The sequence below is a fragment of the Paenibacillus sp. JNU01 genome (genome assembly GCF_059130585.1).
This window is the reverse complement of the sequence record NZ_CP169723.1, coordinates 6,512,968-6,539,098: the sequence shown is the minus strand read 5'-3', so window position 1 is coordinate 6,539,098 and position 26,131 is coordinate 6,512,968. Positions and strand designations below refer to the sequence as shown.

The 26,131-nt window shown below is 45.6% G+C and carries 23 protein-coding genes; all 23 read right to left on the bottom strand.

Going from position 1 to position 26,131, the window contains the following annotated elements:
- Nucleotides 1-110: 110 nt before the first annotated feature.
- The gene (gene pnp, locus NLBNIHML_RS28780; RefSeq protein WP_472478710.1) at nt 111-2,213 is read right to left on the bottom strand and encodes a polyribonucleotide nucleotidyltransferase; all 2,103 of its coding nucleotides are present in this window, start codon (nt 2,211-2,213) and stop codon (nt 111-113) included.
- Between the two features lie 259 nt (nt 2,214-2,472).
- Nucleotides 2,473-2,742 (bottom strand): 30S ribosomal protein S15, encoded by a 270-nt coding sequence (gene rpsO / locus NLBNIHML_RS28775; RefSeq protein ID WP_056700672.1) that lies wholly within the window; start codon nt 2,740-2,742, stop codon nt 2,473-2,475.
- 159 nt (nt 2,743-2,901) lie between these two features.
- Nucleotides 2,902-3,840 carry a bifunctional riboflavin kinase/FAD synthetase gene (locus NLBNIHML_RS28770; RefSeq protein ID WP_445252553.1) on the bottom strand — a complete coding sequence of 313 codons (939 nt, stop codon included), beginning with the start codon at nt 3,838-3,840 and terminating at the stop codon, nt 2,902-2,904.
- Nucleotides 3,841-3,913: 73 nt separating this feature from the next.
- A complete protein-coding gene (gene truB, locus NLBNIHML_RS28765; protein ID WP_494353321.1) occupies nt 3,914-4,837 on the bottom strand; it encodes a tRNA pseudouridine(55) synthase TruB in 924 nt (307 codons plus the stop codon).
- Nucleotides 4,831-5,808 (bottom strand): DHH family phosphoesterase, encoded by a 978-nt coding sequence (locus NLBNIHML_RS28760; RefSeq protein ID WP_339260459.1) that lies wholly within the window; start codon nt 5,806-5,808, stop codon nt 4,831-4,833. Before NLBNIHML_RS28760 ends, truB begins: the two co-directional genes overlap by 7 nt.
- A gap of 19 nt (nt 5,809-5,827) precedes the next feature.
- On the bottom strand, nt 5,828-6,187 hold the full coding sequence (gene rbfA / locus NLBNIHML_RS28755; RefSeq protein WP_062833829.1) for a 30S ribosome-binding factor RbfA: 360 nt from the start codon (nt 6,185-6,187) through the stop codon (nt 5,828-5,830).
- Nucleotides 6,188-6,212: 25 nt separating this feature from the next.
- Nucleotides 6,213-8,798, bottom strand: a complete 2,586-nt coding sequence (gene infB / locus NLBNIHML_RS28750; protein WP_339241635.1) for a translation initiation factor IF-2 — start codon at nt 8,796-8,798, stop codon at nt 6,213-6,215.
- A complete protein-coding gene (locus NLBNIHML_RS28745) occupies nt 8,791-9,120 on the bottom strand; it encodes a L7Ae/L30e/S12e/Gadd45 family ribosomal protein (RefSeq protein ID WP_017689142.1) in 330 nt (109 codons plus the stop codon). The genes infB and NLBNIHML_RS28745 overlap by 8 nt, the downstream gene beginning before the upstream one ends.
- Entirely contained in the window at nt 9,113-9,418 is a 306-nt protein-coding gene (rnpM, locus tag NLBNIHML_RS28740) for an RNase P modulator RnpM (protein ID WP_339260457.1), read from the bottom strand. Before rnpM ends, NLBNIHML_RS28745 begins: the two co-directional genes overlap by 8 nt.
- 25 nt (nt 9,419-9,443) lie before the next feature.
- Entirely contained in the window at nt 9,444-10,541 is a 1,098-nt protein-coding gene (gene nusA, locus NLBNIHML_RS28735) for a transcription termination factor NusA (RefSeq protein WP_062833827.1), read from the bottom strand.
- Nucleotides 10,542-10,664: 123 nt separating this feature from the next.
- Nucleotides 10,665-11,126: a ribosome maturation factor RimP gene (gene rimP / locus NLBNIHML_RS28730; RefSeq protein ID WP_062833826.1), complete on the bottom strand. Its 462-nt coding sequence runs from the start codon at nt 11,124-11,126 to the stop codon at nt 10,665-10,667.
- 257 nt (nt 11,127-11,383) lie between these two features.
- A complete protein-coding gene (locus NLBNIHML_RS28725; RefSeq protein WP_494353320.1) occupies nt 11,384-15,703 on the bottom strand; it encodes a PolC-type DNA polymerase III in 4,320 nt (1,439 codons plus the stop codon).
- A 151-nt stretch (nt 15,704-15,854) separates the two neighbouring features.
- The gene (gene proS / locus NLBNIHML_RS28720) at nt 15,855-17,309 is read right to left on the bottom strand and encodes a proline--tRNA ligase (RefSeq protein ID WP_494353319.1); all 1,455 of its coding nucleotides are present in this window, start codon (nt 17,307-17,309) and stop codon (nt 15,855-15,857) included.
- A 68-nt stretch (nt 17,310-17,377) separates the two neighbouring features.
- A complete protein-coding gene (gene rseP / locus NLBNIHML_RS28715) occupies nt 17,378-18,649 on the bottom strand; it encodes an RIP metalloprotease RseP (protein WP_339302971.1) in 1,272 nt (423 codons plus the stop codon).
- A 113-nt stretch (nt 18,650-18,762) separates the two neighbouring features.
- Nucleotides 18,763-19,902: a 1-deoxy-D-xylulose-5-phosphate reductoisomerase gene (locus NLBNIHML_RS28710; RefSeq protein ID WP_494353318.1), complete on the bottom strand. Its 1,140-nt coding sequence runs from the start codon at nt 19,900-19,902 to the stop codon at nt 18,763-18,765.
- A gap of 70 nt (nt 19,903-19,972) precedes the next feature.
- The gene (locus NLBNIHML_RS28705) at nt 19,973-20,767 is read right to left on the bottom strand and encodes a phosphatidate cytidylyltransferase (protein ID WP_339241625.1); all 795 of its coding nucleotides are present in this window, start codon (nt 20,765-20,767) and stop codon (nt 19,973-19,975) included.
- Nucleotides 20,768-20,783: 16 nt separating this feature from the next.
- Nucleotides 20,784-21,551 carry an undecaprenyl pyrophosphate synthase gene (gene uppS / locus NLBNIHML_RS28700; protein WP_017689151.1) on the bottom strand — a complete coding sequence of 256 codons (768 nt, stop codon included), beginning with the start codon at nt 21,549-21,551 and terminating at the stop codon, nt 20,784-20,786.
- 89 nt (nt 21,552-21,640) lie between these two features.
- Entirely contained in the window at nt 21,641-22,195 is a 555-nt protein-coding gene (gene frr / locus NLBNIHML_RS28695) for a ribosome recycling factor (protein WP_253433837.1), read from the bottom strand.
- Nucleotides 22,195-22,923: a UMP kinase gene (gene pyrH, locus NLBNIHML_RS28690; protein ID WP_017689153.1), complete on the bottom strand. Its 729-nt coding sequence runs from the start codon at nt 22,921-22,923 to the stop codon at nt 22,195-22,197. The genes frr and pyrH overlap by 1 nt, the downstream gene beginning before the upstream one ends.
- Nucleotides 22,924-23,153: 230 nt before the next feature.
- Nucleotides 23,154-23,804, bottom strand: coding sequence for a translation elongation factor Ts (gene tsf, locus NLBNIHML_RS28685; protein ID WP_124114084.1), 651 nt, complete (start codon nt 23,802-23,804; stop codon nt 23,154-23,156).
- 115 nt (nt 23,805-23,919) lie between these two features.
- Nucleotides 23,920-24,618 carry a 30S ribosomal protein S2 gene (gene rpsB, locus NLBNIHML_RS28680; RefSeq protein ID WP_024630243.1) on the bottom strand — a complete coding sequence of 233 codons (699 nt, stop codon included), beginning with the start codon at nt 24,616-24,618 and terminating at the stop codon, nt 23,920-23,922.
- A 293-nt stretch (nt 24,619-24,911) separates the two neighbouring features.
- A complete protein-coding gene (locus tag NLBNIHML_RS28675) occupies nt 24,912-25,538 on the bottom strand; it encodes a hypothetical protein (RefSeq protein WP_494353317.1) in 627 nt (208 codons plus the stop codon).
- A gap of 3 nt (nt 25,539-25,541) precedes the next feature.
- The gene (locus NLBNIHML_RS28670; RefSeq protein WP_494353316.1) at nt 25,542-26,126 is read right to left on the bottom strand and encodes a hypothetical protein; all 585 of its coding nucleotides are present in this window, start codon (nt 26,124-26,126) and stop codon (nt 25,542-25,544) included.
- Nucleotides 26,127-26,131 lie beyond the last annotated feature (5 nt).

The following is a 26,131-nucleotide window of genomic DNA, read 5'->3' as shown; positions in this document are numbered from 1 at the left end:
GCCATGGTTTCATCCTTGTTTTTCGTATTTAAACGTTAAAAAAAGAGCCAGAAATTCACATTCTGTCTCTTCATTCAATCTATCCATTTATAACCTGTTGCTTCGGTATCCTAGGATTGAGCCGGAGCTTCAGCAGTCAAAACCGCTTTACGGGACAAGTTGATTCGACCTTGTGGGTCAATTTCCGTTACTTTTACCGTAATGGAATCACCGATGGCTACAACATCTTCCACTTTGGCAACACGTTCTGTTGACAGTTGTGAGATGTGCACCAGACCTTCTTTGTTTGGAAGTACTTCAACGAATGCACCGAATTTCTCAACGCGTTTTACTTTACCGACATAAATCTCGCCGACCAATACTTCGCGTACAATACCTTCGATAATCGCTTTGGCTTTATCATTCATCTCCTGGTTGGAAGAAGCGATAAAGACACGTCCATCCTGTTCAATATCAATTTTAACACCGGTTTCTTCGATGATTTTATTGATAATTTTACCACCTGCACCAATAACATCACGGATTTTGTCCGGATTGATATGCATCGTTGTAATTTTAGGCGCATATTGTGATAACTGCTCACGTGGTGTATTCATCACTTCAGTCATTTTGCTCAAGATGTGCAAACGACCTTCTTTGGCTTGAGCCAATGCTTCAGACAAAATTTGACGATCAATTCCATCAATTTTGATGTCCATTTGAATCGCAGTTACACCTTCAGGTGTTCCGGCTACTTTGAAGTCCATGTCGCCGAGGTGATCTTCCATACCTTGAATATCACTCAGAATGGATACATGATCTCCGTCTTTGATCAGACCCATAGCTACACCCGCAACTGGAGCTTTGATAGGTACACCTGCATCCATCATAGCTAGTGTGCTGGCACAGATACTTGCCTGGGAAGTTGAACCGTTGGATTCCAGAACTTCTGATACCAGACGAATCGTGTATGGGAAGTCTGTTTCGGAAGGGATTACTTTGGAAAGCGCACGCTCACCCAGAGCACCATGTCCGATTTCGCGACGGCCTGGAGCACGCAATGGACGAGCTTCACCTACGCTGAATGGTGGGAAGTTATAATGATGCATGAAACGTTTCGTTTCTTCAAGGCTAATTCCGTCCAAAATTTGAACATCGCCAAGTGCACCAAGTGTACAGATGCTAAGTGCTTGCGTTTGACCACGTGTGAACAAACCTGAACCATGCGTACGTGGCAGCAGGGAAGTATCACATTCGATTGGACGAATCTCAGCAAGACCACGTCCATCTGGACGAACTTTATCATGCGTAATCAGACGGCGCACTTCTTCTTTAACGATATCGTGCAGAACTTCCTTCACGTCTTTAAGCAATTCAGGACTTTCAATATATTTCTCTTCAAAGTGAGCAACCGTTTCGTCATTCACTACATCGATTGCATCTTGACGAGCATGCTTCTCAGCAATTTTAACAGCTTCAACCAGACGAGCACTTGCAAAATCACGCACACTGCTGTTGACTTCAGTATTAACGGCATGCAACTTAACAGCCATTTTTTCCTTACCGGCAACTTGCACGAGTTGTTCGATTACCGCAACAATGTTTTTGATCTCGTCATGTCCGAACATGATTGCTTCGAGCATCACTTCTTCAGGTAATTCGTTTGCTTCAGCCTCAACCATCATGATGGCATCCTTAGTTCCTGCAACCACCAGTTCAAGTTCACTGATTTCAAGCTGTGCAATCGTTGGATTAATGATGAATTGGCCATCAATGCGTCCAACTTTTACGCCACCAATCGGTCCGCTGAATGGAACATCCGAAATGCTCAATGCTGCTGATGTACCAATCATTGCAGCGATTTGCGGTTCGCAATCCTGATCCACACTCATAACAATATTCAGAACTTGTACATCATTCCGGAAGCCTTCCGGGAACAATGGACGAATTGGACGGTCTGTCAGACGGCTTGAAAGAATTGCTTTCTCACTCGGTCTGCCTTCACGTTTAATAAATCCACCCGGGATTTTACCTACGGCGTACAATCTTTCTTCATAGTTCACCGTTAATGGGAAAAAGTCCAGATCTTTCGGCTCACTTGATGCTGTCACGGTACACAATACAACGGTATCCCCGTATGTTACCTTAACGGCAGCATTAGCCTGCTTGGCCAAACGCCCAGTCTCAAGCGTAAGCTTTCTTCCACCAAGCTGCATTTCAACACGCTGTTCCATGAAACCCCTCCTTTTATTCGTTCCTAATTCAATGGATTCTGCATATTCACAGTATTTCCTGCTTGTCCTGCATTCATTAGCTATGTATGGATCTTTCAACATGCTAACCTGCACAACAAAAGCTCCTCACGGAGCCCCATCTACAAATATATGGCAACATGTTCATCTACAAAACAACCCGGCTGTAAGTTCCGCTTGTCCTTTTAGACAAAAGAATGACGGATAACAGCCAGGTTGGTTTTGAAAACATGTACGATAATTAACGACGCAATCCGAGTTTTTCGATCAGTGCGCTGTAACGTTTAACATCTTTGTTTTTCACGTAAGCCAAAAGCTTACGACGTTGACCTACCATTTTCAAAAGTCCACGACGTGAGTGGTGGTCTTTCTTATGCGTACGCAAGTGGTCTGTCAAACTTCTGATGTTTTCCGTAAGGATAGCAACTTGCACCTCTGGAGATCCTGTATCGGACTCGTGAGTTTTGTGCTCGTCGATCAGTTGTTGTTTACGTTCTTGAGTCAATGCCATCCTGTTCACCTCCTTCAATATAATCGCCATTAGCCTCGTCACCGCCGGTGAGAGCAAGCAACCAAGCCAAGGTTAATGTTGTCTCAATCGACAACGTAGTACAGTATATCATAATTGCCTAGTCAAAGTAAATGTAAACATGCATTTAATCCAGAACCTTTAAGATAACAGGCGACCGGCGGTTAATGCATCTTCACGAATCTGACTAATCAATGCATCAATAGAGTCGAACTTTCGTTCTGCACGAATATAGTGAACGAGCTCAACCTTTAGTTCCTGGTCATACAAGTGTCCGTCAAAATCAAGCAGGTGCACTTCAAACGTAGGTTTCATCCCGCTTTCGTGAAACGTAGGTTTCACACCGAGATTCATTACGCCATGCAGTTCCTGTTCGCCATACTGCACACGAACAGCGTAAACACCCTTCGATGGAGTAACGTAATGATCCGTGAGTTCAAGGTTGGCTGTGGGAAATCCAATCGTTCGTCCACGCTTCTCCCCGTGAATGACGGTTCCTCTGATGCTGTAAGGTCTGCCAAGCCACTGACTGGCCTCATCCATCTCCCCACGCTTCAACAGGCCACGAATGAGAGAACTGCTCACTTTTTCACCATTTAACAAGAAAGGAGGAACGGTTTCCACCGTCATCTCTCCTTCTCCCAACGTACGAAGAAGCTGTTCGTCCCCTGCCCCCTTATGACCAAAACGGAAGTCAAAACCCACAACCGCTGTTCGTGTTTGAAGAGGAATCAACAGGTCGTGTACAAATTGCTGTGGAGTCAAACGTGAGAACTCTTCATTGAACTCCACCACATAAAGTACATCAACGCCCATTCCTGCCAGGATGTCTTCTTTATCTCTCAAGGGAGTTAGATAACCCTCGTAATCCCCTTTGCGCATAACTTCCTTCGGATGTGGATGAAAGGTCATGACCGCTGCCTGCATGCCCGTTTCCCGCGCAATGCGGACAGCTGATAAAATGACACTTGCATGTCCGAGATGCAGTCCGTCGAATTGACCAATTGCAAGCACTTGGGGAAGTGCGCCCAGCTCAGTCGAATGTAACGTCTGCGGATAGGTTAGCATTACGGTTTTCACAATCATTCACCTGCATTTCACTAGATAGGCCAGGCTTGAGCATTACCACTTCAACTCCAAGCCCGATACCTCTTTATTCCGGCAAAAAGACTTTAACTGCCCTCACCGTTGGTTTTAGTTCATCCCGTTCAAATATCCCCAGGAACGTACCATCCTGAGCATACAACCGTAATAAACCTGGTTGCTCTACTGGCGGTTCCAGAAGACGTGCAGACAGCTTCTGACCTTGAAGTGCTCCTTTGGCCTGTTCATCGCCAACCTTGTGGGCCGGAATCGAAGCAATAGCCTCGTCAACAGGAATCAGCGCCTCCGCCAAAGTTCCCTCAGCCATAAGTTGTTCCACTTCTTCAATACGAAGACAATGATCTGCAGTGATACCTGCCGATATCGTACGCTCCAGTCGAACCATGGTCGATGGATATCCGAGTTGTCGACCGATGTCTACACACAATGTACGTATGTAGGTACCTTTTGAACACAAGGCGCGGAAAGATATATCGGTCGTATCGCCTTGAGTTTCAATCCCTGTAAGCTCAAGCTCATAGATTGTGACCTCACGGCTCTTACGCTCTACCGTCTTCCCTTCACGAGCAAGCTCATAAAGACGTTTGCCGTCTACCTTTACCGCAGAATACATGGGAGGAACCTGAGAGATCGTGCCCAGAAACTGCTCAAGCACCTGTTGAACCTGATCCTGTGTGGCTTCCACCGGTGTTTCAGCACGCTCAATGACTTCCCCTGTCATGTCCTCTGTGTCAGTAGACAGTCCCAATCTAAGCGTAGCCAGATATTCCTTCGGAAGCTCCTGCATGTATTCTACGACGCGTGTCGCCCGTCCAAGACAGAGCGGCAGGACGCCTGTAACTTGTGGGTCCAGTGTGCCCGTATGACCAATGCGCTTCATCTTGAGAATGCGACGCATCTTGGCTACAACATCATGAGAAGTAAATCCCGCCGGTTTATATACCGGAAGTACACCTTCAAATGGCTTTACCATTGTGAATTCACCTGCTTCAGTACTTTTGCAACAATTTCATCAAGACTGCCTTCGAGACGACATCCGGCTGCGAGCACATGCCCGCCTCCGCCAAAGGTCTGTGCTAATGCAGCAACATCAATCTTGCCAGCCGAACGCAGAGAAACCTTGACGGCGTTCTCGTTGATGACTTTGAAAAAGATACCCACTTCCACGCCTTGAATGTTGCGCGGGTAGTTTACTACCCCTTCAAGATCTTCATTAGCCGCTCCGCAAGCTACCATATCATCAGGTGTAATAACAACCCAGGCTATCTTTCCATCATCTGTCATCTGTAGGCTTGTTAGTGCCTGATTCAAAATTCGAACTTGTGGAAGAGTCACCTGCTCCAGCAAGGTCTGGGCAAGATAAGGTCCATCCACACCATGTTCAAGCAGTCTGGAGGCCGTTGTCATTACATTTGGACTGGTATTGGCATAACGGAAACCACCTGTATCCGTAAGCAATCCTGTATAAACTGCTGTCGCAACATCTTTATCCCATGTTACTTGGAAAAGGTTCAGAAAATCGAATAAAATTTCAGCCGTTGCAGCAGCATCTGACTTAATGATGTTGACAGTACCATAACCGTCATTCGTAGGGTGATGATCGATATTCAAAATAACAGCATCTTCTTCGAAATAATGACGCGTCAAACCTACTCTGGCAAAGTCTGCACAATCCACACAGATAACAGCTTTATATTTTCGCTGCGGTGGTTGTTCGGTCATGTTCACAATGTTGCCTGCTTCCCACAAAAATTGCATGCGATGCGGGATATCGCCTTCATTAATCATCGTGAATGTCTTACCCAGACATGACAGCAGCCAGCCCACCGTTACCGTCGAGCTGACTGCGTCACCGTCCGGCTGTACATGCGACACGACCAGGTAATCATCATGCTCCAGCAGAAATTGCTTTCCGGCCTGGAGCGCCTGTTCATAAGTGTGCATTGCCGTCTCCTCTATTCTGTTACTGGGATTCGTTCTTGTCGGAACCAATATCGCCAAGCAGCTTCTCAATTCGGCTACCATAAGCGATGGATTCGTCAATCTTGAATATCAACTCGGGAACATGACGAAACCGGATACGTTTGCCCAGCTCGGAACGCAAAAATCCATTTGCTTTTGCCAGTGCTTTGAGCGAGTTATCTTTTTGTTCCTGTTCACCGAAGACACTCAGATAAACTTTGGCTTGCGACAAGTCTCCTGTCACTTCGACTCCCGTTACGGTAATAAAGCCGATACGCGGGTCCTTCAGTTCAGACTGGATGAGCAAACTCAATTCTTTCTTGATTTGCTCGCCCACTCTACCTGTACGAATCTTAGCCATTGTTGTTCACCTCATGCTTCCTTGCTTATCGTTGTACTGTCTCCATGATGAAGGCTTCGATAACGTCGCCCTCTTTGAGATCATTATATTTATCCAGTGTGATACCGCACTCATAGCCTTGGGCTACTTCTTTGGCATCATCTTTATAACGTTTCAGGGAATCCAGCTTACCTTCGTAAAGGACGATGCCATCACGAATCAGGCGTGCTTCCGCAGAACGCGTAATTTTACCTGAGGTAACCATACAACCAGCGATGGTACCCACTTTACTGATGGAGAACGTGCTACGAACCTCAGCATGACCAATAACTTTTTCTTTGTAGATCGGATCAAGCATTCCTTTCATCGCTTGTTCAATTTCTTCGATAACACTGTAGATTACGCGATGCAGACGGATGTCTACTTGCTCTTGATCTGCAGTTGCTTTCGCCTGGTTATCAGGACGAACGTTGAAACCAATTACGATGGCATTGGATGCTGCAGCCAAAATGATGTCGGACTCAGTGATTGCACCAGCGCCGCTATGAATGATTTTCACGCGAACACCTTCAACTTCGATCTTAGCAAGGGAACCTTTCAATGCTTCAACCGAACCTTGTACGTCACCTTTGATGATAACGTTCAGATCTTTGATCTCGCCATCTTTAATGTGTTGGAACAGATCATCCAACGTTACGCGAGTATGTGTCCCCAGATCGGATTCACGTTGCGTAATCGCACGTTTGTCAGCGATGGAACGCGCCTTGCGCTCATCTTCAAACACCATGAATGGATCTCCAGCACCTGGAACTTCTGTCAGACCTGTGATTTCGACAGGTGTTGAAGGTCCAGCTTCTTTCAGACGACGACCTTTATCATTGACCATCGCACGGACACGACCGAAGCAGTTACCTGCTACGAAAGCATCTCCGACTTTCAATGTACCGTGCTGTACGAGGATACGGGCAACTGGGCCACGTCCTTTATCCAGCTCGGCTTCGATCACTGTACCACGGGCACGTTTGTCCGGGTTAGCTTTGTATTCGTTCACTTCTGCAACGAGCAGAATCATTTCAAGCAGACCTTCCAGACCCATTCTTTGTTTCGCAGACACGTTAACAAAGATGGTATCTCCGCCCCATTCTTCCGGAACGAGTTCATAGTTAGTCAATTCTTGTTTTACTTTATCCGGATCAGCACCCGGTTTATCGATTTTATTGACAGCTACGATAATTGGAAGCCCAGCAGCTTTGGCATGGTTAATGGCCTCAACCGTTTGTGGCATAACACCGTCATCCGCAGCAACAACAATAATTGTAATATCCGTAACCTGTGCTCCACGCGCACGCATCGCTGTAAACGCTTCGTGACCCGGAGTATCCAGGAACGTAATTTTCTTGTTGTTGATTTCAACTTGATACGCACCGATGTGTTGCGTGATTCCGCCTGCTTCGCCGCCTGTTACATTCGTAGAACGAATCGCGTCAAGCAATGTCGTTTTACCATGGTCAACGTGTCCCATGATGGTTACTACTGGAGGACGAGACTGCAAATCTGCAGGATCATCATTCTCTTCCAGTGTTTCGAAACGGTCATCTTCGAGCACAATCTTCACTTCAACTTCGACACCGAACTCTCCAGAAAGCAGCAGAATTGTTTCGATATCAAGTTCTTGGTTGATTGTTGCCATAACACCCATCGCGATGAGTTTTTTGATAACTTCGGAAGCATCCTTATGGAGCAACTTCGCTGTTTCACCAACGGTCATATCACCACGAACGATGATTTTCTTAGGTGTGTTATCAATTTTCTCACGTTGCTGGTACTGTTGTTGATTTCTGTTGCGATTGTTCTTGCCACCACGGTTACCACGATAGTTGCCACCACGATTGTCATCATAACGACGTCCACCGCCACCGCTGTTTGAACGGTTGCCACTATTGTTATTGTTGCCAGTAGTACCACCTGGGCCACTTCTGCGTTGGCCTTGTCCTTGGCTCTGACCTTGGCCACCGCTACGGTTGCCGCCAGTACCTGTATTACCGCCGCTGTTAGGTCCTGAAGTTCTTACTTGACCGCCACCGCTGTTATTTGGACGTTGACCCGTTCCTTGCGGACGGGATGCAGTACTGCTTTGTCCACCTTGAGCCGGTCTTGGACGGTTAGTTGATTGTCCTCCTTGGCTTGAGCCTTGGGAAGAGTTCGTTCTGTTGCGGCTGTCTTGGCCGCTGGGTCTTTGGGTGCCATTGTTATTGTTGGAATTTGGTCTATTGTTCATACCTACCTGCTTTTCCTGTTGTATTTTTGTTTGTACGGGACTACCGGATGTGTTACTGCTATTCGGCGTGTTCACTCCGCCGGCCGGCTTGTTGCTGTCCACTGGTTTGTCACTGCGTACTGCCGAAGTAGCAACTGGTTTTGCTTCGTTGCCTTTTTTGGAAGCAGCAGTGGATTTTATATCTTTAAAAAATTGTTCCACCTTACCGACTGAACCATTCTCCATGACACTCATATGATTGTTTACGGGAATTTCCAGCTTTTTAAGAATGGTTATAATTTCTTTACTACTCATATTAAGGGACTTCGCATATTCATAAACTCGCAATTTATCCTTGTTTTCCTGTTTACTCAATATACTCCACCTCCGACATTATACCGACTTGCTTGGAGATCATTTTTGCAAACCCTCGATCCGTTACTGCAAGAACAACACGCGTGTCTTTACCGATACTTGAACCCAGACTATCCCGGTCAAATCCGATCAACAGAGGAACCTTATAAGTTCCGCATTTATCGCGAAATTTCTTTTGTGTATTGGCTGAGGCGTCACCCGCAACAATAACCATTTTAGCTTCGGAAGAACGGATCGCTTTAAGTACAATTTCTTCACCTGTTACAAGTTTACCTGCACGCATAGAGAGTCCCAGATAAGACAGCGTTTTAATATTAGTCATTTTCACGCTCCTGTGCTGCTATGAATTCATCCTCAACCGCGATGAAGTCAGCTGCTAGTTGCTCGTAAATTTCAGGTGAGACTTTGCCTTTTAACGCCCGATCCAAAGCCCGGTTTTTGAGTGCGAGCTTAAAACAGGACTCTTTGCCGCATAAATAGGCACCACGTCCGGATTTTTTGCCAGTCAAATCGATCAGCACTTCATCCTCTGGCGTTTTAACGATGCGAATCAGCTGCTTTTTGGGCATCATTTCCTGGCATGCCACACATTTGCGCAGCGGCACTTTTTTTGGTTTCATACGTCAGCGCCCCCCGTACTTTACTTTAGTCGACGGAGACGGAATCCTGATGCATTTCAGAAGAAGAATCTTTTTCTCTGCCGAATTCCTGTTCCGCCTGGCTCTCGCTCTTAATGTCTATTTTCCAGCCAGTTAATTTGGCTGCCAATCTGGCATTTTGGCCTTTGATACCAATTGCGAGCGACAGTTGATAGTCCGGAACGATAACCCGAGCCATCTTTTCTTCCTCAAATACATGAACTTCCAACACTTTGGAAGGACTCAGTGCATTGGCAACATATTCGTCTACCTGATCGGAGAAACGAACGATGTCGATTTTTTCACCGCGCAGCTCACCCACAATGGTCTGCACGCGCATTCCCTTAGGACCTACACAAGATCCAACTGGATCAACTTCCTCGTTGCGGGAATGTACGGCAATCTTGGAGCGGAACCCTGCTTCGCGAGCGACGGAGCGAATTTCAACTACACCGTCAAAGATCTCAGGCACTTCCAGTTCAAAGAGACGTTTCAAGAGACCCGGATGGGTACGGGACAAGATGATTTGCGGCCCTTTGGTCGTATTCTCGACCTTGGTGATATACGCCTTAATACGGTCACCATGAACAAACTTCTCGTTCGGCATCAATTCGGTTAGCGGTAGAGCCGCTTCGATTTTGCCCAGATCGATGTAGATATTGCGCAAATCCTGACGCTGCACCACTCCCGTAACGATATCTTCTTCCTTATCTACGAAAGCGTTGTAGATCAGGCCGCGTTCGGCTTCACGAATCCGCTGGGTCACTACCTGTTTGGCAGTCTGTGCGGCGATACGTCCGAAATCACGCGGCGTAACTTCAATCTCCGCAATATCTTCCAGCTGGAAGTGTGGGTTGATTTCTCGTGCAGCAGGCAATGAAATTTCGGTACGTGAATCCAGGACTTCTTCCACGATCAATTTGCGGGCATACACCCGTATAACTCCCGTATTACGGTTCATGTCAACACGCACATTCTGGGCCGTGTTGAAATTCCGCTTGTAGCTGGAAATTAGTGCAGCCTCGATCGCTTCAAACAGCACATCCTTGCTGATCCCTTTTTCCCGTTCCAATTCATTCATTGCTTCAATAAAATCCATACTCATGAATGTTGATCCCCCTTTCAAACATGGCATCTCATACATAAAACGGCGAAAGGCTCTGAACTCATGAGCACCTTGCCGTTATCGTGAGATGTGTCTTTTTCATTAATAAAGTGAACAAGGCACTTAAAACAAAATAGCTAGGCGCGCACTGGCAACCTTATCATAAGAAATGGCATGCTGTTTTTTACCCGCTTCAATCACGAGTTCCCCGTCATCAAAGGAAAGCAGCTTGCCTTCAAATTCCTTCAATCCGTTCACCGGCTCGTAGGTTGTAACAAAAACATTTTTGCCTACAGCTTTGGTAACGTCCTCAGGTTTTTTCAGTGGACGCTCCGCACCGGGAGAAGACACTTCAAGGAAATAGATGGTTGGAATCGGATCGTTCTCATCCAGCTTGGCGCTCAGCTTTTCGCTGATCAAGACGCAATCGTCGATGTCGATGCCACCCTCTTTGTCGACATACACCCGTAAAAACCAGTTGCTGCCTTCTTTGACGTATTCGATGTCAACCAGCTCGAAGCCTTGTTCGTTCAAGTAGGGTTGGATCATTTCTTCCACGGTAGATTTAATGTTCGTTGTGCTCAAAACCAATAACCTCCAACTTAGGTTACACCAGCAAAAAAGCACTGGCAGATTATTCAATACCCAAGATTCTTGTATACCAAAGACTAAAGAGTGGGTTTCCCCACTCTTTAGAAATTCGTACTATCTCGTTCACTTCAAAAATTATAACATAGTCTGGTAATAGTGACAAGTAAGCGATGATTCAGGCGGTTTACTTACTAATGAAGGAAAAATTACGTTGCTCCCATCAATCACCATTTTAAGATCCAAATTCAGGCCTAGAAAAGAGAAAGCTGATTGCTCTCTGGCAAGCCGCGGAAACATCCCATATTCGACAGCAGTTCAACAATGGTCTTACTTGCTTTCGACTTCTGCTGGAAGTCCTCAACCGACAGAAACTCACCATGATCTCTAGCTGCAGCAATATTACGAGCGGCATTATCACCGATTCCTGCCAGCGCCGAAAATGGAGGGATTAATGAATTTCCGTCAACGATGAACTTCGTTGCTTCCGAACGGTATAAGTCAATGGATTTCAGCGAGAATCCGCGTGCTGTCATTTCCAGACCCATTTCCAAGACAGGCAACATGTTTTTCTCTTTTGGAGGTGCCTGGAAACCCAATTGCTCAATTTCCGTTATTTTTCGATAGATCGCATCATATCCCTGACACATCAGTTCGATATCAATCTCATCCGCCCGCACGGTAAAGTAGGTTGCGTAATATTCAATCGGATGGTATAGCTTGAAGAACGCCGTACGTACTGCTGAAATAACATAAGCGGCCGCGTGAGCCTTCGGGAACATGTACTGGATTTTGAGACAGGAATCAATGTACCATTGAGGCACTTTACAATTCTTCATCTCGTCAATCCATTCCTGTGGCAAACCACGTCCCTTACGAACGCTCTCCGTGATTTTAAAGGCCAGACTGGCGTCCATTCCCGTTTTATAGATCAGGAATAACATGATGTCATCCCGACAACCGATTACAGTCTTAATGTTGCACGTTCCGTTCTTAATCAGATCCTGAGCGTTTCCAAGCCATACCCCTGTACCATGTGACAATCCGGAGATTTGCAGTAAATCGGCAAAAGATGTCGGCTGGGATTCAACAAGCATCTGACGTACAAACTTCGTTCCCATCTCTGGCACACCAAATGTCGCAACTGGCGACCGAAGCTGTTCCGGTGTAACTCCCAGCGCTTCGGTGGAGTTAAACATGCTCATGACTTTGGGATCATTCATCGGAATGGTCGTTGGATCGACCCCTGTCAAATCCTGCAACATCCGCATCATCGTCGGATCATCGTGTCCCAGAATATCAAGTTTCAGCAAGTTTTCTTCAAAAGCATGATAATCAAAGTGTGTCGTTTTCCACTCTGCATTAACGTCATCAGCCGGGAATTGAACAGGTGTAACGTCTTCGACCTCGATGTAATCAGGAACCACCACAATACCGCCGGGGTGTTGTCCAGTGCTCCGTTTTACCCCTGTACATCCCGAAGCCAATCGATTCAATTCAGCTCCGCGCCATTTCTTGTGATGTTCTTCCTCATATTTCTTGGCAAAACCAAATGCTGTTTTCTCAGCCACCGTACCAATGGTCCCGGCACGGAAAACACTCTTCTCACTAAACAGTACTTTCGTATAGTTATGAGCATGAGGCTGATAATCACCAGAGAAGTTCAAGTCAATATCGGGAACTTTATCTCCTTTAAAGCCAAGGAAAGTCTCAAACGGAATATCCTGGCCTTCTCCTTTAAGCGTACCACCACAATTCGGACATTCTTTCTCTGGAAGGTCAAATCCACTCCGAACACTACCATCCAAGAACCACTCGCTGTATTTGCATTCTGAATTCACACAAATATAATGAGCTGGCAGCGGATTAACCTCGGATATACCCAGGAATGTAGCAACGACAGAGGAGCCTACCGATCCCCGCGAACCTACGAGATAACCATCCTGATTCGATTTTTTAACCAAGCGTTCCGAGATCAGATAGTTGGCAGAAAAACCATATTTAATAATTGGAATGAGTTCTTTCTCCAGTCGTGCCACGATTACTTCTGGTAATTCTTCGCCATAGATGGACTTGGCAGTGTTATAGCAGGTATTACGAATTTCTTCGTCCGCACCTTCCAGAATCGGAGTAAACAGTTTGTCCGGGAATAACTTAATTTCCTCAAATCGGTCAGACAACTCCACCGTATTAGTAACAACAACCTCGTATGCTTTGTCTTGACCGAGGAACTGGAACTCTTCCAGCATCTCCTCTGTCGTTCTAAAATGTGCATCCGGTTTACGTTGATCTTTCAGTGGACTAAATCCTGTAATTCCGTGAATGGTGATATCCCGATATAACTTGTCACGCGGCTCCAGATAGTGCACGTTACCTGTGGCTATGACCGGTTTGTTAAGCTTTGCACCTATATCAATGACTTTACGGATCGCTGTTTTGATCTCTTCGGGTGTAGCCACCAGACCTTTATCCACCAAATGCATATACATGGTAAGTGGTTGGATCTCCAGTATGTCGTAGAACTCGGCGATCTCTTCCGCTTCTTCGAGCGATTTGTTAAGTACCGCTTCGAAAAACTCCCCTTTTTCACAGCCCGATATCACAACAAGGCCTTCACGCAAATTAATCAGTTTTGATTTGGGAATGCAAGGTACACGCTTGAAATGTTCCGTATGAGAGAGAGATACCAGCTTATATAGATTTTTCTTACCGATATCATTCAGTGCATAGATTCCACAATGAAAAGGTCTTGTATTCGACAAATCGACACCCACATAATCATTCAAACGATCGAGCCTCGTCAAACCTTTCATCTGTGCAGCATCATTTAGCAGTCCAATCAGGATACCCGCGAGTGCAACCGTATCATCAATGGCACGGTGATGGCTTTCGAGTCCAACCTTATATTTATCCGCCATCGTATTCAGACGGTGGTTTTTATTTTTCGGAAATAACAATCGCGCCAGTTCCAACGTATCAAGAACCGGGTTAGGGAGCTCCGGCAGTCCAATTTGCTTCAGGGAAGCTTGGATAAAGCCCATATCAAAACGTGCATTATGGGCAACAAGTACACCATCTCCCGCAAACTGCACAAAATCACGAATAACAGGCTCAAGTTCAGGTGCGTCTTTTACCATGTCATCATTAATATTCGTCAATTGCTGAATGTTGTAGGGAATACGCTCATGCGGATTGACAAAGGTCGCAAACCGGTCGATTTCTTTGCCATCTTGCATCTTCACGGCAGCAATCTCAATAATTTTGTTCTGCGTAACCGAAAGACCTGTGGTCTCGATATCAAATACGATGTATGTCGCGGTTTGCAGATCCAAAGGCTGCGGAGCCATTACAACTGCGACAGAGTCATTCACGACATTAGCCTCAAGACCGTAGATCATTTTAATTCCATTTTTCTTAGCAGCCTTGGAAGCCTCGGGATATACCTGCACCCCGCCATGATCACTGACAGCAATGGCCTTATGACCCCACTCTGCTGCCATTTTCACGTATGTGTCAATTGAAGTTACAGCATCCATGGTACTCATCGTAGAGTGCAGATGGAACTCCACCCGCTTCTCTGGTGCATTGTCTTTGCGAGAAGGAGGTGCTTTGACTTCAATCAGATCGGATGGAATCATTGCAAGTTCAGGAATTTGCATAAACCGGTCGTACTCTACACGACCACGCACTTTTACCCATTTACCATTAGCAAGCAAACTGAGAATTTTAACATCCTCTTTTGTTTTGGCAAACATCTTCATTTGCATGGAGTCCGTGAAGTCGGTTAGATAGAAGGTAAACAACGTATTGCCGTTTCGCAGTTCTTTGCGATCCAGACCAAACACCGTACCTTGAAGCGTAACCTTTTTCTCTTCATCCTGGATTTCCTGCATAGGCACTGCTGGCTCCTTGATATCGTAACCCATCTGCAAACGCAGATCGCCCTGCTCCTCATCCACCGGGATTTCTGTATCCACTTCACTCATCATCTTTTCGATGACTTCAAGTTCCTCAACACGTTTTTGGGCCTGGAACTGTTCCATGGCCTCTTTATTGCTTCCCACTTCGCCTACTTGCATCTTGATGCGGAGCGGTAGATGAAAATATTTTTCATAGAACGTCTTAATGGCCTGATCAATCTGTTTCTTACGAGCCAATTCCATTGATGTTGCATCACTCATCGTCAGTTGCAGGAGATCTGCTTCACATTCAAACGTAGTCCGGTTCATCCAACCATTCACGGATGGAATCTCACGTGTAACCCACTCCCGAAACAAATTCCAATATTCACTAACGATATCGCCATTCTGTACCTTGTCCGTATATTTAAAGCCAAATGAAATTTTGGCGATATGATTCATCTTCTCTTGAATATGCAGACAAAATGTGCGATAGATTGGAGCCGGTACTAATGTATCCTTCGCAATCAGAATATTCCATTCCCGATTAGTTCGATTGGTCTCTACTTGTTCAATCCATCCATCTAAAAAATAGGGATCTAACAGACCAGATGGAAGCTCTGCCTGTTTCATCAACAACTCAAACCGTTTTCTCTTCTCATCAAATCCGCTCATCGTGTTCCTCCTTGTACCCCCTTAAAGCATGAAAAGCCCCTGCATTCAAAAATGTCACCGATCCGAACTCGCACCGACTCATTTTATCCGACAGAAGCTCCCATTTATTACTCAACTGGTGAAAAAGTGCTCTTCGTCAGGTTATCCTGACTTAATACGCTCTTGCAAACACAACCGTGTGTTCTGCCTTTTCACCACAAGCCAGGCACGTATGCTTTTCTTCCGCAGGCTGGAACGGAATGTTCCGGCTTGTTGCACCAGTGACTTCTCTTACTTTATCTTCGCAAGCTTCTGAACCGCACCATCCAGCCAGAGTAAACCCGCGTTTATTTTCCATCAGTTCTTTCATCTCATCGAGTGTATCCACGGAGTAGAAGTTATCCGACATAAATGTGCGAGCACGCTCTAACATATCTACCTGAATCTGTGTCAGCATAGACTGGATTTCGTCTACCAAGTTCGCTTGTTCTACAACTTTTTTCTCACCTGTGATCCGTGATACGAGTACACAAACGCCATTTTCCATATCACGTGGACCAATCTCCAGACGAATCGGAACACCACGCATCTCGTATTCGTTGAACTTCCAGCCTGGGCGAACGTCGCTGCGATCATCCATTTTCACACGGACTCCAGCTTTTTTCAACTCAGTGAACAGTTCATCTGCACGCCCAACCACAGCATCACGCGTTTTCGGAGGTCCAATTGGGATCATGACCACTTGTGTCGGTGCAACTTTAGGAGGAAGTACGAGACCACGGTCATCCCCGTGAACCATAATTAATGCACCGATCAAACGTGTGCTTACTCCCCATGAAGTAGTGTAGGCCAACTCCAGTACATTGTTCCGGCTAAGATACTGAATTTCAAATGCTTTTGCAAAGTTCGTACCCATGTAGTGAGATGTACCTGCTTGTACAGCCCGTCCATCCTTCATCATGGCTTCAATGGAGTACGTGTCCACCGCACCCGCAAACTTCTCGGATTTGGTTTTTTGACCGACAATTACAGGGATAGCCAAATACTCCTCAACGACTTCACGATAAATCTCAAGCATTTTCATCGTTTCTTCCCGTGCTTCTTCTTCGGTCTCATGCGCAGTATGACCTTCCTGCCACAGGAACTCACTTGTGCGAAGGAAAGGCAACGTTCTTTTTTCCCAACGAACTACGTTAGCCCATTGGTTGATCAGTACTGGAAGATCCCGATACGACTGAATCCACTTGGAATACATGTGACCAATAATCGTTTCGGATGTAGGGCGGATTGCCAGACGTTCTTCCAGCTTCTCTCCCCCAGCTTCCGTAACCCATGGTAATTCAGGGTTAAACCCTTCCACGTGTTCTTTTTCCTTTTGAAAGAAGCTCTCAGGAATGAACATTGGGAAATACGCATTGCGATGACCCGTTTCCCGGAAACGACGATCCAACTCATCCTTAATATGTTCCCAGATTTCAAATCCGTCTGGTTTGAACACAATACAACCGCGTACGGGTGCATAGTCCATGAGATCAGCTTTTTTGATAACATCAATATACCAGCGTGAGAAATCCTCACCCTGTGGTGTGATTTCGGTCACGAACTGTTTATCATTTTCCTTTGACATAAGACTCCAGCGTCCTCCCATAACGACTATACTCTGAAAGAAAAGTTCAGAGCATAGTCCAAACGTAATTATCCGTTAATTAAACGTAATATATCATTATACGTTACTGCCAACATCAAGACGAACAACATCGCAAATCCGATGAAATGAACCATACCTTCCCGATTGGGATCAACTGGTCTGCCGCGCAGCGCTTCAATTCCCAAAAATACCAGGCGGCTGCCGTCCAGTGCAGGTATTGGTAGCAGGTTGAATATCCCAAGATACAGACTCAAAATCGCTGCCCATCTCGTTAACTGCTCAATCCCTTGCTTGGCAATTTGCCCTGTTACTTCAAATGTACGAACCGGACCACCAATATCATCCATGTTGAATTGATTGATCAGATGTTTAAAACCTTCAAATATCACTTTGGTTGTATCAACCATGGCCACACCTGAGACTTTAAATGTCTCTGCAAATCCAACAGATCGGGTTGGTAGCGTAGGTACGATCCCCACTTTACCGCCTTCTTGTCCCTCTACAGCACGTGGAGTAATCGTTATATTAAACGTATCCGAACCCCGGCGCAGTGTCCATTCCATCGGCTTGTCTTTGGAGTCGGCAATCATCGACACCATTTTTTGTGAATCTGTACCAATAGCAGTACCATTAATCGTCTCGATAATATCGCCCTTTTGCAGGTTCGCCTGATCAGCTGCCCCACCTTCAAGCACTTCGCCAATTTGGAGATTTTTAGGGTTCTCCACCGGAACTCCTGCCATTTGCGCATATACAGCGAACAGCACAAAGGCCAAAATAAAGTTCATCAGCGGGCCAGCAAAAATAGCCAACGCACGCTGTCCAACCGTTTTGCTTCCAAATTGACGATCTTTCGGTGCAATCTGCGTTTGTTTACCCCGACTTACCAACATCGCTTGGGGATGTATTCGGTATTCCTGAATTTCACCATCTACATCAAGTTGAAGCTTCAGGGCATTCTCCATGTCAATGGAGATGACTTCACCACGTATTACATTTTTACGGTTATCCAGCTGGTCCAGATAGATCATCTTCACCTGGTCATCCGCTGATCTTACCGCAATGGTCTGTCCTTCTTGGATCTCTACCAGTTCCGGATCTTCCCCTGCCATCCGTGCATATCCACCAAAAGGCAACAAACGCAATGTAAACTGGGTCTCGTTTCTTTTATATGAGAACAATTTGGGACCAAAACCGATCGCAAATTCCCGTACAAGAATACCGGCGCGTTTGGCAAAATAGTAATGCCCCCATTCATGAACCGTCACGATGACAAAGAACATGAGCACCGTTAGAAATACCACTTGTATGGTTTCCAATCCCTATCCATCCTCCTTCACGGCACATACCGCAGTCTGTCCCTCTAGATTATCATTATTCTCTGATGCCGCACAAGAGAATCACTTCTTCCAATTTGTTATGAAAAAAGAGATTACAGACCGGACGCAAGCTTACGGCTCTCCTGATCACAACGGGCGATTTCCTGCAGATCAGGCTCGTCCACATTGTGGTGTGCTTCCAGCACAGAAGCAATAATATCTTCTATTTTAAGGAATGATATCTCTTTACGCAAGAAACGGGCTACGGCAACCTCGTTGGCTGCATTAAACGCCGTTGTTGCGGTTCCTCCCATTTTACCACACTCATATGCCATTCTTAAACATGGGAACCGCTCCATATCCATCTCGCGGAAATGTAATTTCCCAACTTGAGCAAGAGACAGACGCTGTGCTGGCGATGGCAGACGGTCAGGGTAAGTCAATGCATATTGAATTGGAACTCGCATATCCGGATTCCCCAGTTGGGCGATGATGCTGGTGTCATCCAATTCCACATAAGAATGAATCACACTCTCTGGATGAAGCAATACATTAATCTGATCATATTGAAGACCAAATAACCAATGTGCTTCAATCACTTCAAGTCCCTTGTTAACCATGGTTGCCGAGTCTATCGTAATTTTGGAACCCATTGACCAATTCGGATGTTTAAGCGCATCCTCTATAGTCACACTCTTCAACTGTTCACGGGTAAGATCACGGAATGATCCGCCTGAAGCAGTTAGCGTGATACCTGTCAAGCGTTCTCTGTTTTCACCATTCAAGCATTGGAAAATCGCAGAGTGCTCGCTATCGATGGGTAGTAAAGAGACTCCTTTGGCAGTCGCTCTTGTAGTAACAATATGCCCTGCCGTAACCAATGTCTCCTTGTTGGCCAGTCCGATCTGTTTACCTGCATCTATGGCTGCAAGCGTCGACTCCAATCCAACACTTCCCACCACTGCTGTTACAACCATATGCGCATCAGTTCCTGCCGCCACTTCTACAAGTCCTTCTGTGCCATAAAACAGTTGCGTTCCTGCAGGCAAATGTGGAGCAACCTTATCCGCCAATTCCTTGGACCCCACCGATACCTTCTTCGGTCGGTAACGTTTGGTTTGTTCAATCAGCAGGTCTGTATTGCCTCCGGCAGCCAGTCCCTCCACTTGAAAGAGTTCAGGATGCATGTCAACTACATCCAGTGTCTGGGTTCCAATGGAACCGGTCGAGCCGAGAATCGCAATTTTTTTCATGCTGCACCTCATCTTTAATTATCCAATGCCTACGGCGAACAATGCTGTTATCTCAGACTTATGTTCTTCTTTAATAGGGCAGTAGCATTAGTATATGTACGAATGGAAAAACAACAATCCAGCTGTCGCACCGATCAAGAATGCCTCCATGCCCTGGGAGAAGATTACCTGAATCCTTGATATTATATACACGTTTGTAAGCAGACTGGATCAAGTCACCCATCTGACCTACAACTGCACAGGCAATCCCAATCACAATTGCTCTCTGCCAGGAAAGCAAACCATCTGACACTAATGCAAAAATAATAGACGTAACAATTGCAATTACGATGCCACCCAATGCACCCTCCACGGTTTTGTTTGGACTGATGGAAGGCCACAGCTTATTTCTACCAATGAGTTTCCCTACAAAGTAAGCTCCTGCATCACTGGCCCATATGGAGCCCAGCAACAGAAACGTCCAGAACAACCCATGATGCAGATGTCTGGATTCTGCAATGTAATAGAAACCGATTCCTATATACAACACGCCAAGGAAAAGCATGGCCACTGTATTTACGGGCACCTTATTTTTGGTAACAACCGAAGCGGTCATCAGTACAAGCATTACAATCCAGATGACCTGAAATAAGGATAGCGGTCTGGCCTCCCAAAGCATTTCCCAAGGAAACACAATGGCAAAAACACCAGCATATCCAATCAGGGCCACACCTGAAAAAGGCTTCACCCCGGTCATTTTAACAAATTCATAATAACCGATGAGAGCCATAAGCAATACCAAACCATGGTACCAGGGTCCGCCCAGCATGCAAAAACCTAAAAACAACACACCTGCTATGATTCCTGTAGTTAATCGCTGTTTCAACGGCTTCATCCTCCATCTATTTCAAACCGCCGTAACGCCTTGTTCTGCGCTGATATTCGGCTACTGCTTCAAGCAAATGCTTTTTGCCAAATTCGGGCCAGTATATATCCGTAAACCATAATTCACTATATGCAAGTTGCCAAAGCATAAAGTTGCTTAATCTAAGCTCTCCGCTCGTCCGGATCAGCAGATCCGGATCAGGCATATCAACCGTCAGCATATGCCTGTCAATGAGTTCGGGTGTTATGTCCTCTGCAGATAGTTCCCCCGATTTTACTTGCAGAGCAATCTGTTTAACACAGTCCGTCATTTCACGACGACTTCCATAGTTCATTGCAAAGTTCAAAACGAGACCTGTATTATGTTCCGTAAGACGAATGGCTTCCCGCAAGGCATTGATGGTATGAGAAGGTAAATGTTCCTCTTGGCCCATCATGCGAATGCGCACATTTTTTTCTATTAGTTCATCCAGCTCTATGGCCAGAAATTCTTGCGGAAGTCGCATCAGAAAATCCACTTCTTCTTTTGGACGCGTCCAGTTTTCTGTCGAAAAAGCGTACATCGTCAGATATTTGATGCCCAGTTCATCCGCCGCGATGGTCGCACGTTTGACCGCCTTCATGCCATTTTGGTGCCCGGCTATACGCGGGAGTCCCAAACGTTTGGCCCATCGTCCATTGCCGTCCATGATGATGGCGACGTGCTGCGGGATATTGTCCTCGGATATAGTCAGCGTTTCCTGCTTGTCAGCCCCATTCCACCACGACCGAACCCGTTTGATCATTCCTGTTCCTCCAAAATCCCTGAAGTTTCTTCATCTGAAGCTTGGAAAAAGAGACAAAACCCCACCGTATTGGAGGGGCTGCGCTTGTCTTACACTTCCATGATTTCTTTTTCTTTGGCAGCGAGTACCTTATCGACTTCAGCAATAAACTTGTCGGTCGATTTTTGGATATCTTCCTGATGTCTCCGTGATTCATCCTCGGAAATATCGGACTTTTCCATTTTCTTGATATCATCATTCGCATCACGGCGAATGTTACGAATCGCTACTTTACCTTCTTCACCGAACTTCTTAGTCAGCTTCACAAGTTCCGCTCTACGTTCTTCCGTCAATGCCGGAATAGACAAACGAATCATGTTACCATCGTTGGCTGGAGTAAGACCCAGATCGGATTTCATGATGGCACGCTCGATTTCACCCATGGAAGATTTGTCCCAAGGCTGAATCATCAGTGTACGGGAATCCGGAGTACTGATATTAGCGAGTTGATTCAGTGGTGTCATCGCTCCATAATACTCTACCTGAATTCGGTCCAGAAGAGCTGGAGTTGCGCGGCCTGCACGCAAAGTAGCCAGGTCACGACGCAATGCTTGAATTGCTTTTTCCATACGCTCTTCGGCATGTTGTTTAACCGCTTGTGGCATTAATCTACACTCCCTTTAACGATTGTTCCGATACGTTCGCCCAGAACAACACGTTTGATGTTACCTTGTTCCGTAATGGCAAATACGATCAACGGGATGTTGTTGTCCTTACAAAGCGAGGATGCCGTTGAATCCATTACACCAAGGTCTTTGTTAAGAATATCCATGTAAGTCAACTGATCAAACTTCACAGCTGTACTATCTTTAAACGGATCTGCTGAGTATACACCATCAACTTTATTTTTGGCCATCAAGATAACTTCTGCTTCAATCTCCGCTGCGCGCAGTGCTGCTGTTGTATCCGTGGAAAAGAACGGGTTACCTGTACCTGCTGCAAAAATAACGACCCGGCCTTTCTCCAGATGGCGAATAGCTCTACGACGAATATAAGGCTCTGCAATTTGTTGCATTGCAATAGATGTTTGTACACGCGTAGGTACTTCAATCTGTTCCAAAGCATCCTGCAGTGCCAGCGAGTTCATTACTGTCGCCAGCATTCCCATATAATCGGCAGTTGCACGATCGATGCCATTTTCGCTACCTGCAATTCCGCGCCAGATGTTTCCGCCGCCACATACAATAGCAACCTGTACACCAAGTGCAACAACCTCTTTTACCTGTTGGGCAATCGACGAGATCGTATCTGCATCAATACCGTAGCCGTTTTGACCGGAAAGAGACTCTCCGCTGACCTTTAAGACAACACGTTTAAATACTGGCTGTTCCAATTATTCACCCTCCACTTTGAATCGAACACGCTTGGTGTTCAACCAACAAAACTTCTCGCGCATGGCCTCCTGCTTAAAAAGAAAGGAACACAGTTGTGTTCCGCTCTTTTAGGAAAAACGTTTAACCGGTAAGGCACTGTTTTCCTGAGATATAAGGGAGTTTACGCTTCGAAGTATGTTCATTCTTATATCTTCGAAAATCAATCCTGCTCGCCGGTTTAAAAACCGTCTTATTTGTTTACTTGGGACATTACTTCTTCTACGAAGTTGTCTACTTTTTTCTCAAGACCTTCACCCAGTTCGTAACGAACGAAACGACGGATGGAGATATTTTCACCAATTTGGCTGATTTTTTCATTCAACAATTGGGAGATCGTTTTGTCTGGATCTTTAACGAAAGTTTGTTCCATCAGGCAGTACTCTTCGTAGTATTTACCAATACGACCTTCAACCATTTTTTCAATGATTTTCTCTGGTTTGCCTTCGTTAAGAGCTTGAGCTTTCAGAATTTCTTTTTCTTTTTCCAGCTCATCTGCAGGAACTTCTTCACGTGTAACAAATTTAGGATTAGCTGCAGCAATTTGCATAGCTACATCTTTAACGAAATCCTTAAATTGATCCGTTTTACCAACGAAGTCTGTTTCACAGTTAACTTCAACCAATACACCAATACGTCCACCAGCGTGGATGTAAGATTCAACAACACCTTCAGTTGCTGCACGGCCAGCTTTGCTCGCTGCTGCGGAAAGACCTTTCTCACGCAACAATTCAGCTGCTTTGGTTACATCACCGTTTGCTTCTTCCAGTGCTTTTTTACAATCGAGCATACCTGCGCCCGTTCTTTCGCGAAGTTCTTTTACTGCACTCGCATTAACTGCCATTATAAATTCCCTCCAAAATTAAGTATTGTACGTACACTCTAAAAAAAGGGCAGTGAGAGGTTATCCACCTGCCAACCACCCTTTTCATTTAGTTTATAACATATGTTCGAATCTATTAAGCGGAAGTTTCTTCGCCTTGGTTAGCTTCGATTACAGCATCAGCCATTTTACCTGTCAGCAATTTAACAGCGCGAATCGCGTCGTCATTACCTGGGATAACATAATCGATCTCATCCGGATCGCAGTTAGTATCAACGATACCTACAATTGGGATACCCAATTTGCGAGCTTCCGCAACAGCGATACGCTCTTTGCGTGGATCGATGATGAACAGGGCGCTTGGCAGGCCTTTCATATTTTTAATACCGCCCAAGAATTTCTCCAGACGATCTTTTTCTTTGCGAAGCAAGATAACTTCTTTTTTAGGCAATACAGCGAATGTACCGTCTTCTTCCCAAGCTTCCAACTGTTTCAAACGATCGATACGTTTTTGAATAGTTGAGAAGTTAGTCAGGGTACCGCCCAACCAACGTTGGTTGATGTAAAATTGACCAGCGCGTTCAGCTTCTTCTTTAACAGAATCTTGAGCTTGTTTCTTAGTACCCACGAAAAGAATTGTACCATTCTCTCCTGCGATTCCTTTAACGAAGTTGTAAGCCTCTTCGACTTTTTTCACCGTCTTTTGCAAGTCGATAATATAAATTCCGTTTCTTTCAGTGAAGATATAACGATCCATTTTTGGGTTCCAACGACGAGTTTGGTGACCGAAGTGTACCCCAGCTTCGAGAAGCTGCTTCATGGAGATTACTGCCATCTTCACACACCTCCTAATATGGTTTTATTGTGTCCTCCGCCGGCATCATTTTTCGCCAAGACTCTCCATAAGGAAAGCACCCTCAACAAAATTAGCACATGCGTGTGTTTTAACACCGTTATCTAATATAGCACAACTGGAGGTCTGATGCAACAGTATTTGAAGCTAATTCTATTTTTACTTTTTGCTAGTATCGAATCATTTTAACCTTGATATGTAACTCAACACCAAATTATTGTTCAGTTTTGAAATTGCACCGTTCAATAAGCAAAAACCGTCCTGTCCGAGCATGCTCAGTTTGACGGTTCTTTCGTAATTTTTGCGATAATGGATTTAAAACTTTCGCCTTTTTCAAGCGCATAAGTACCCACTTGAATTTTGGTGTTGATTCGCTCAGCTTTGCCAGCTTTTATAAACGCTTGAGCATCATCTACGATTCCCGCGTTTTTTAGATTTGCTGCAACGATCGCCAGACTATTGCCTGAACGTACCTTAAATGATACTGTTGCGCCTTTCGGATTGCTCGGCGTTACAGGTTCTGATGTCTTCGGCTCAGTTATCTCTTTCTGTCCTTCAACTTCATTTGCCGCAGGTTCTTGTGGCTTCTCAGGCTCTGTAGGTGTATCCGTAGAGGTTACTGTCTCAGGCGGTGTTGCTGTATTCCCCTGCAACTCACTGCTCTCCTGCTTTTTCTTCGCCACCCACTCTGCTTCTGTGTATAGCTCCTCTTCAGAACCGACCAACTTCATATCCAGGCTTTTTGCCGCTGTTTCAAGCTGTTCTTTGGTCATATTGGTAGTCTGCTCGGGGGCCAGATTACTATCTGCTAATGCATTTTGTCCAACTGTAGCCAGTTGAAGCAAAACTGCCCCAATAATCATGCCGCTCCCCAGACCAATCCATAAGGATCGCTTGTCCATGACTTAGCTTTCCTCCCGTTCTGCCAATTGCAGTATTAACTGTACCTCACCACGCTGAATACCTGTCAGCTTGGATATGGCATCCATCGACTTGCCCTCAGCATGTAAATTAAAGAGTTCTGCATATCGATCTTTAATTGATTCACGCCCAGGCAAAGTTTCGACCTTGCCGATCTGTGGGTCTGAATCTAACGCCTGCTGGGCCGCCTCTGCTTGTACACTTTTCACGAGCGCTTGTGCTTGCAAACCTTCGGAAGCTTGTACGGGTACATTACCTGAGTGTAGAACAGGCGATGCGACAGGTTCGTTCTTTTTGCTCTGTTCCAGCTGATCCAACCGCTGCTGTAATTCCTGAAGTTGCAATTGCATACGTTGATCGGCTGCTGTCGCTTCTCCCTTCATTTCAGCCACACGTTGAATAAGGGCATCATTATCATTTTCAATCTCGGTCATGTAGTGTTCAAGCGTAGATTCCATCTCCTGCACCAGTTGATGCCCTGGCTCTTGCGCCTTATTTTTCCGAGGCATAATATAAGCGTAGGCGATGGCGCAGGCCCCTAATATGACAATAATGATCCATGGTGACAAATTGG

What these genes read in the sequence shown, in the direction of transcription:
- uppS (WP_017689151.1), bottom strand. Translation starts at nt 21,551, where the DNA reads ATGATCAAACGGGTTCGGTCGTGGTGGAATGGGGCTGACAAGCAGGAA.
- nusA (WP_062833827.1), bottom strand. Translation starts at nt 10,541, where the DNA reads ATGAGTATGGATTTTATTGAAGCAATGAATGAATTGGAACGGGAAAAA.
- NLBNIHML_RS28725 (WP_494353320.1), bottom strand. Translation starts at nt 15,703, where the DNA reads ATGAGCGGATTTGATGAGAAGAGAAAACGGTTTGAGTTGTTGATGAAA.
- NLBNIHML_RS28745 (WP_017689142.1), bottom strand. Translation starts at nt 9,120, where the DNA reads ATGACTAATATTAAAACGCTGTCTTATCTGGGACTCTCTATGCGTGCA.
- rbfA (WP_062833829.1), bottom strand. Translation starts at nt 6,187, where the DNA reads ATGGCTAAGATTCGTACAGGTAGAGTGGGCGAGCAAATCAAGAAAGAA.
- NLBNIHML_RS28710 (WP_494353318.1), bottom strand. Translation starts at nt 19,902, where the DNA reads ATGAAAAAAATTGCGATTCTCGGCTCGACCGGTTCCATTGGAACCCAG.
- proS (WP_494353319.1), bottom strand. Translation starts at nt 17,309, where the DNA reads ATGTCAAAGGAAAATGATAAACAGTTCGTGACCGAAATCACACCACAG.
- rpsB (WP_024630243.1), bottom strand. Translation starts at nt 24,618, where the DNA reads ATGGCAGTAATCTCCATGAAGCAGCTTCTCGAAGCTGGGGTACACTTC.
- rpsO (WP_056700672.1), bottom strand. Translation starts at nt 2,742, where the DNA reads ATGGCATTGACTCAAGAACGTAAACAACAACTGATCGACGAGCACAAA.
- pnp (WP_472478710.1), bottom strand. Translation starts at nt 2,213, where the DNA reads ATGGAACAGCGTGTTGAAATGCAGCTTGGTGGAAGAAAGCTTACGCTT.
- NLBNIHML_RS28675 (WP_494353317.1), bottom strand. Translation starts at nt 25,538, where the DNA reads ATGGACAAGCGATCCTTATGGATTGGTCTGGGGAGCGGCATGATTATT.
- frr (WP_253433837.1), bottom strand. Translation starts at nt 22,195, where the DNA reads ATGCCACAAGCGGTTAAACAACATGCCGAAGAGCGTATGGAAAAAGCA.
- truB (WP_494353321.1), bottom strand. Translation starts at nt 4,837, where the DNA reads ATGGTAAAGCCATTTGAAGGTGTACTTCCGGTATATAAACCGGCGGGA.
- rnpM (WP_339260457.1), bottom strand. Translation starts at nt 9,418, where the DNA reads ATGAAACCAAAAAAAGTGCCGCTGCGCAAATGTGTGGCATGCCAGGAA.
- NLBNIHML_RS28760 (WP_339260459.1), bottom strand. Translation starts at nt 5,808, where the DNA reads ATGCACACTTATGAACAGGCGCTCCAGGCCGGAAAGCAATTTCTGCTG.
- tsf (WP_124114084.1), bottom strand. Translation starts at nt 23,804, where the DNA reads ATGGCAGTTAATGCGAGTGCAGTAAAAGAACTTCGCGAAAGAACGGGC.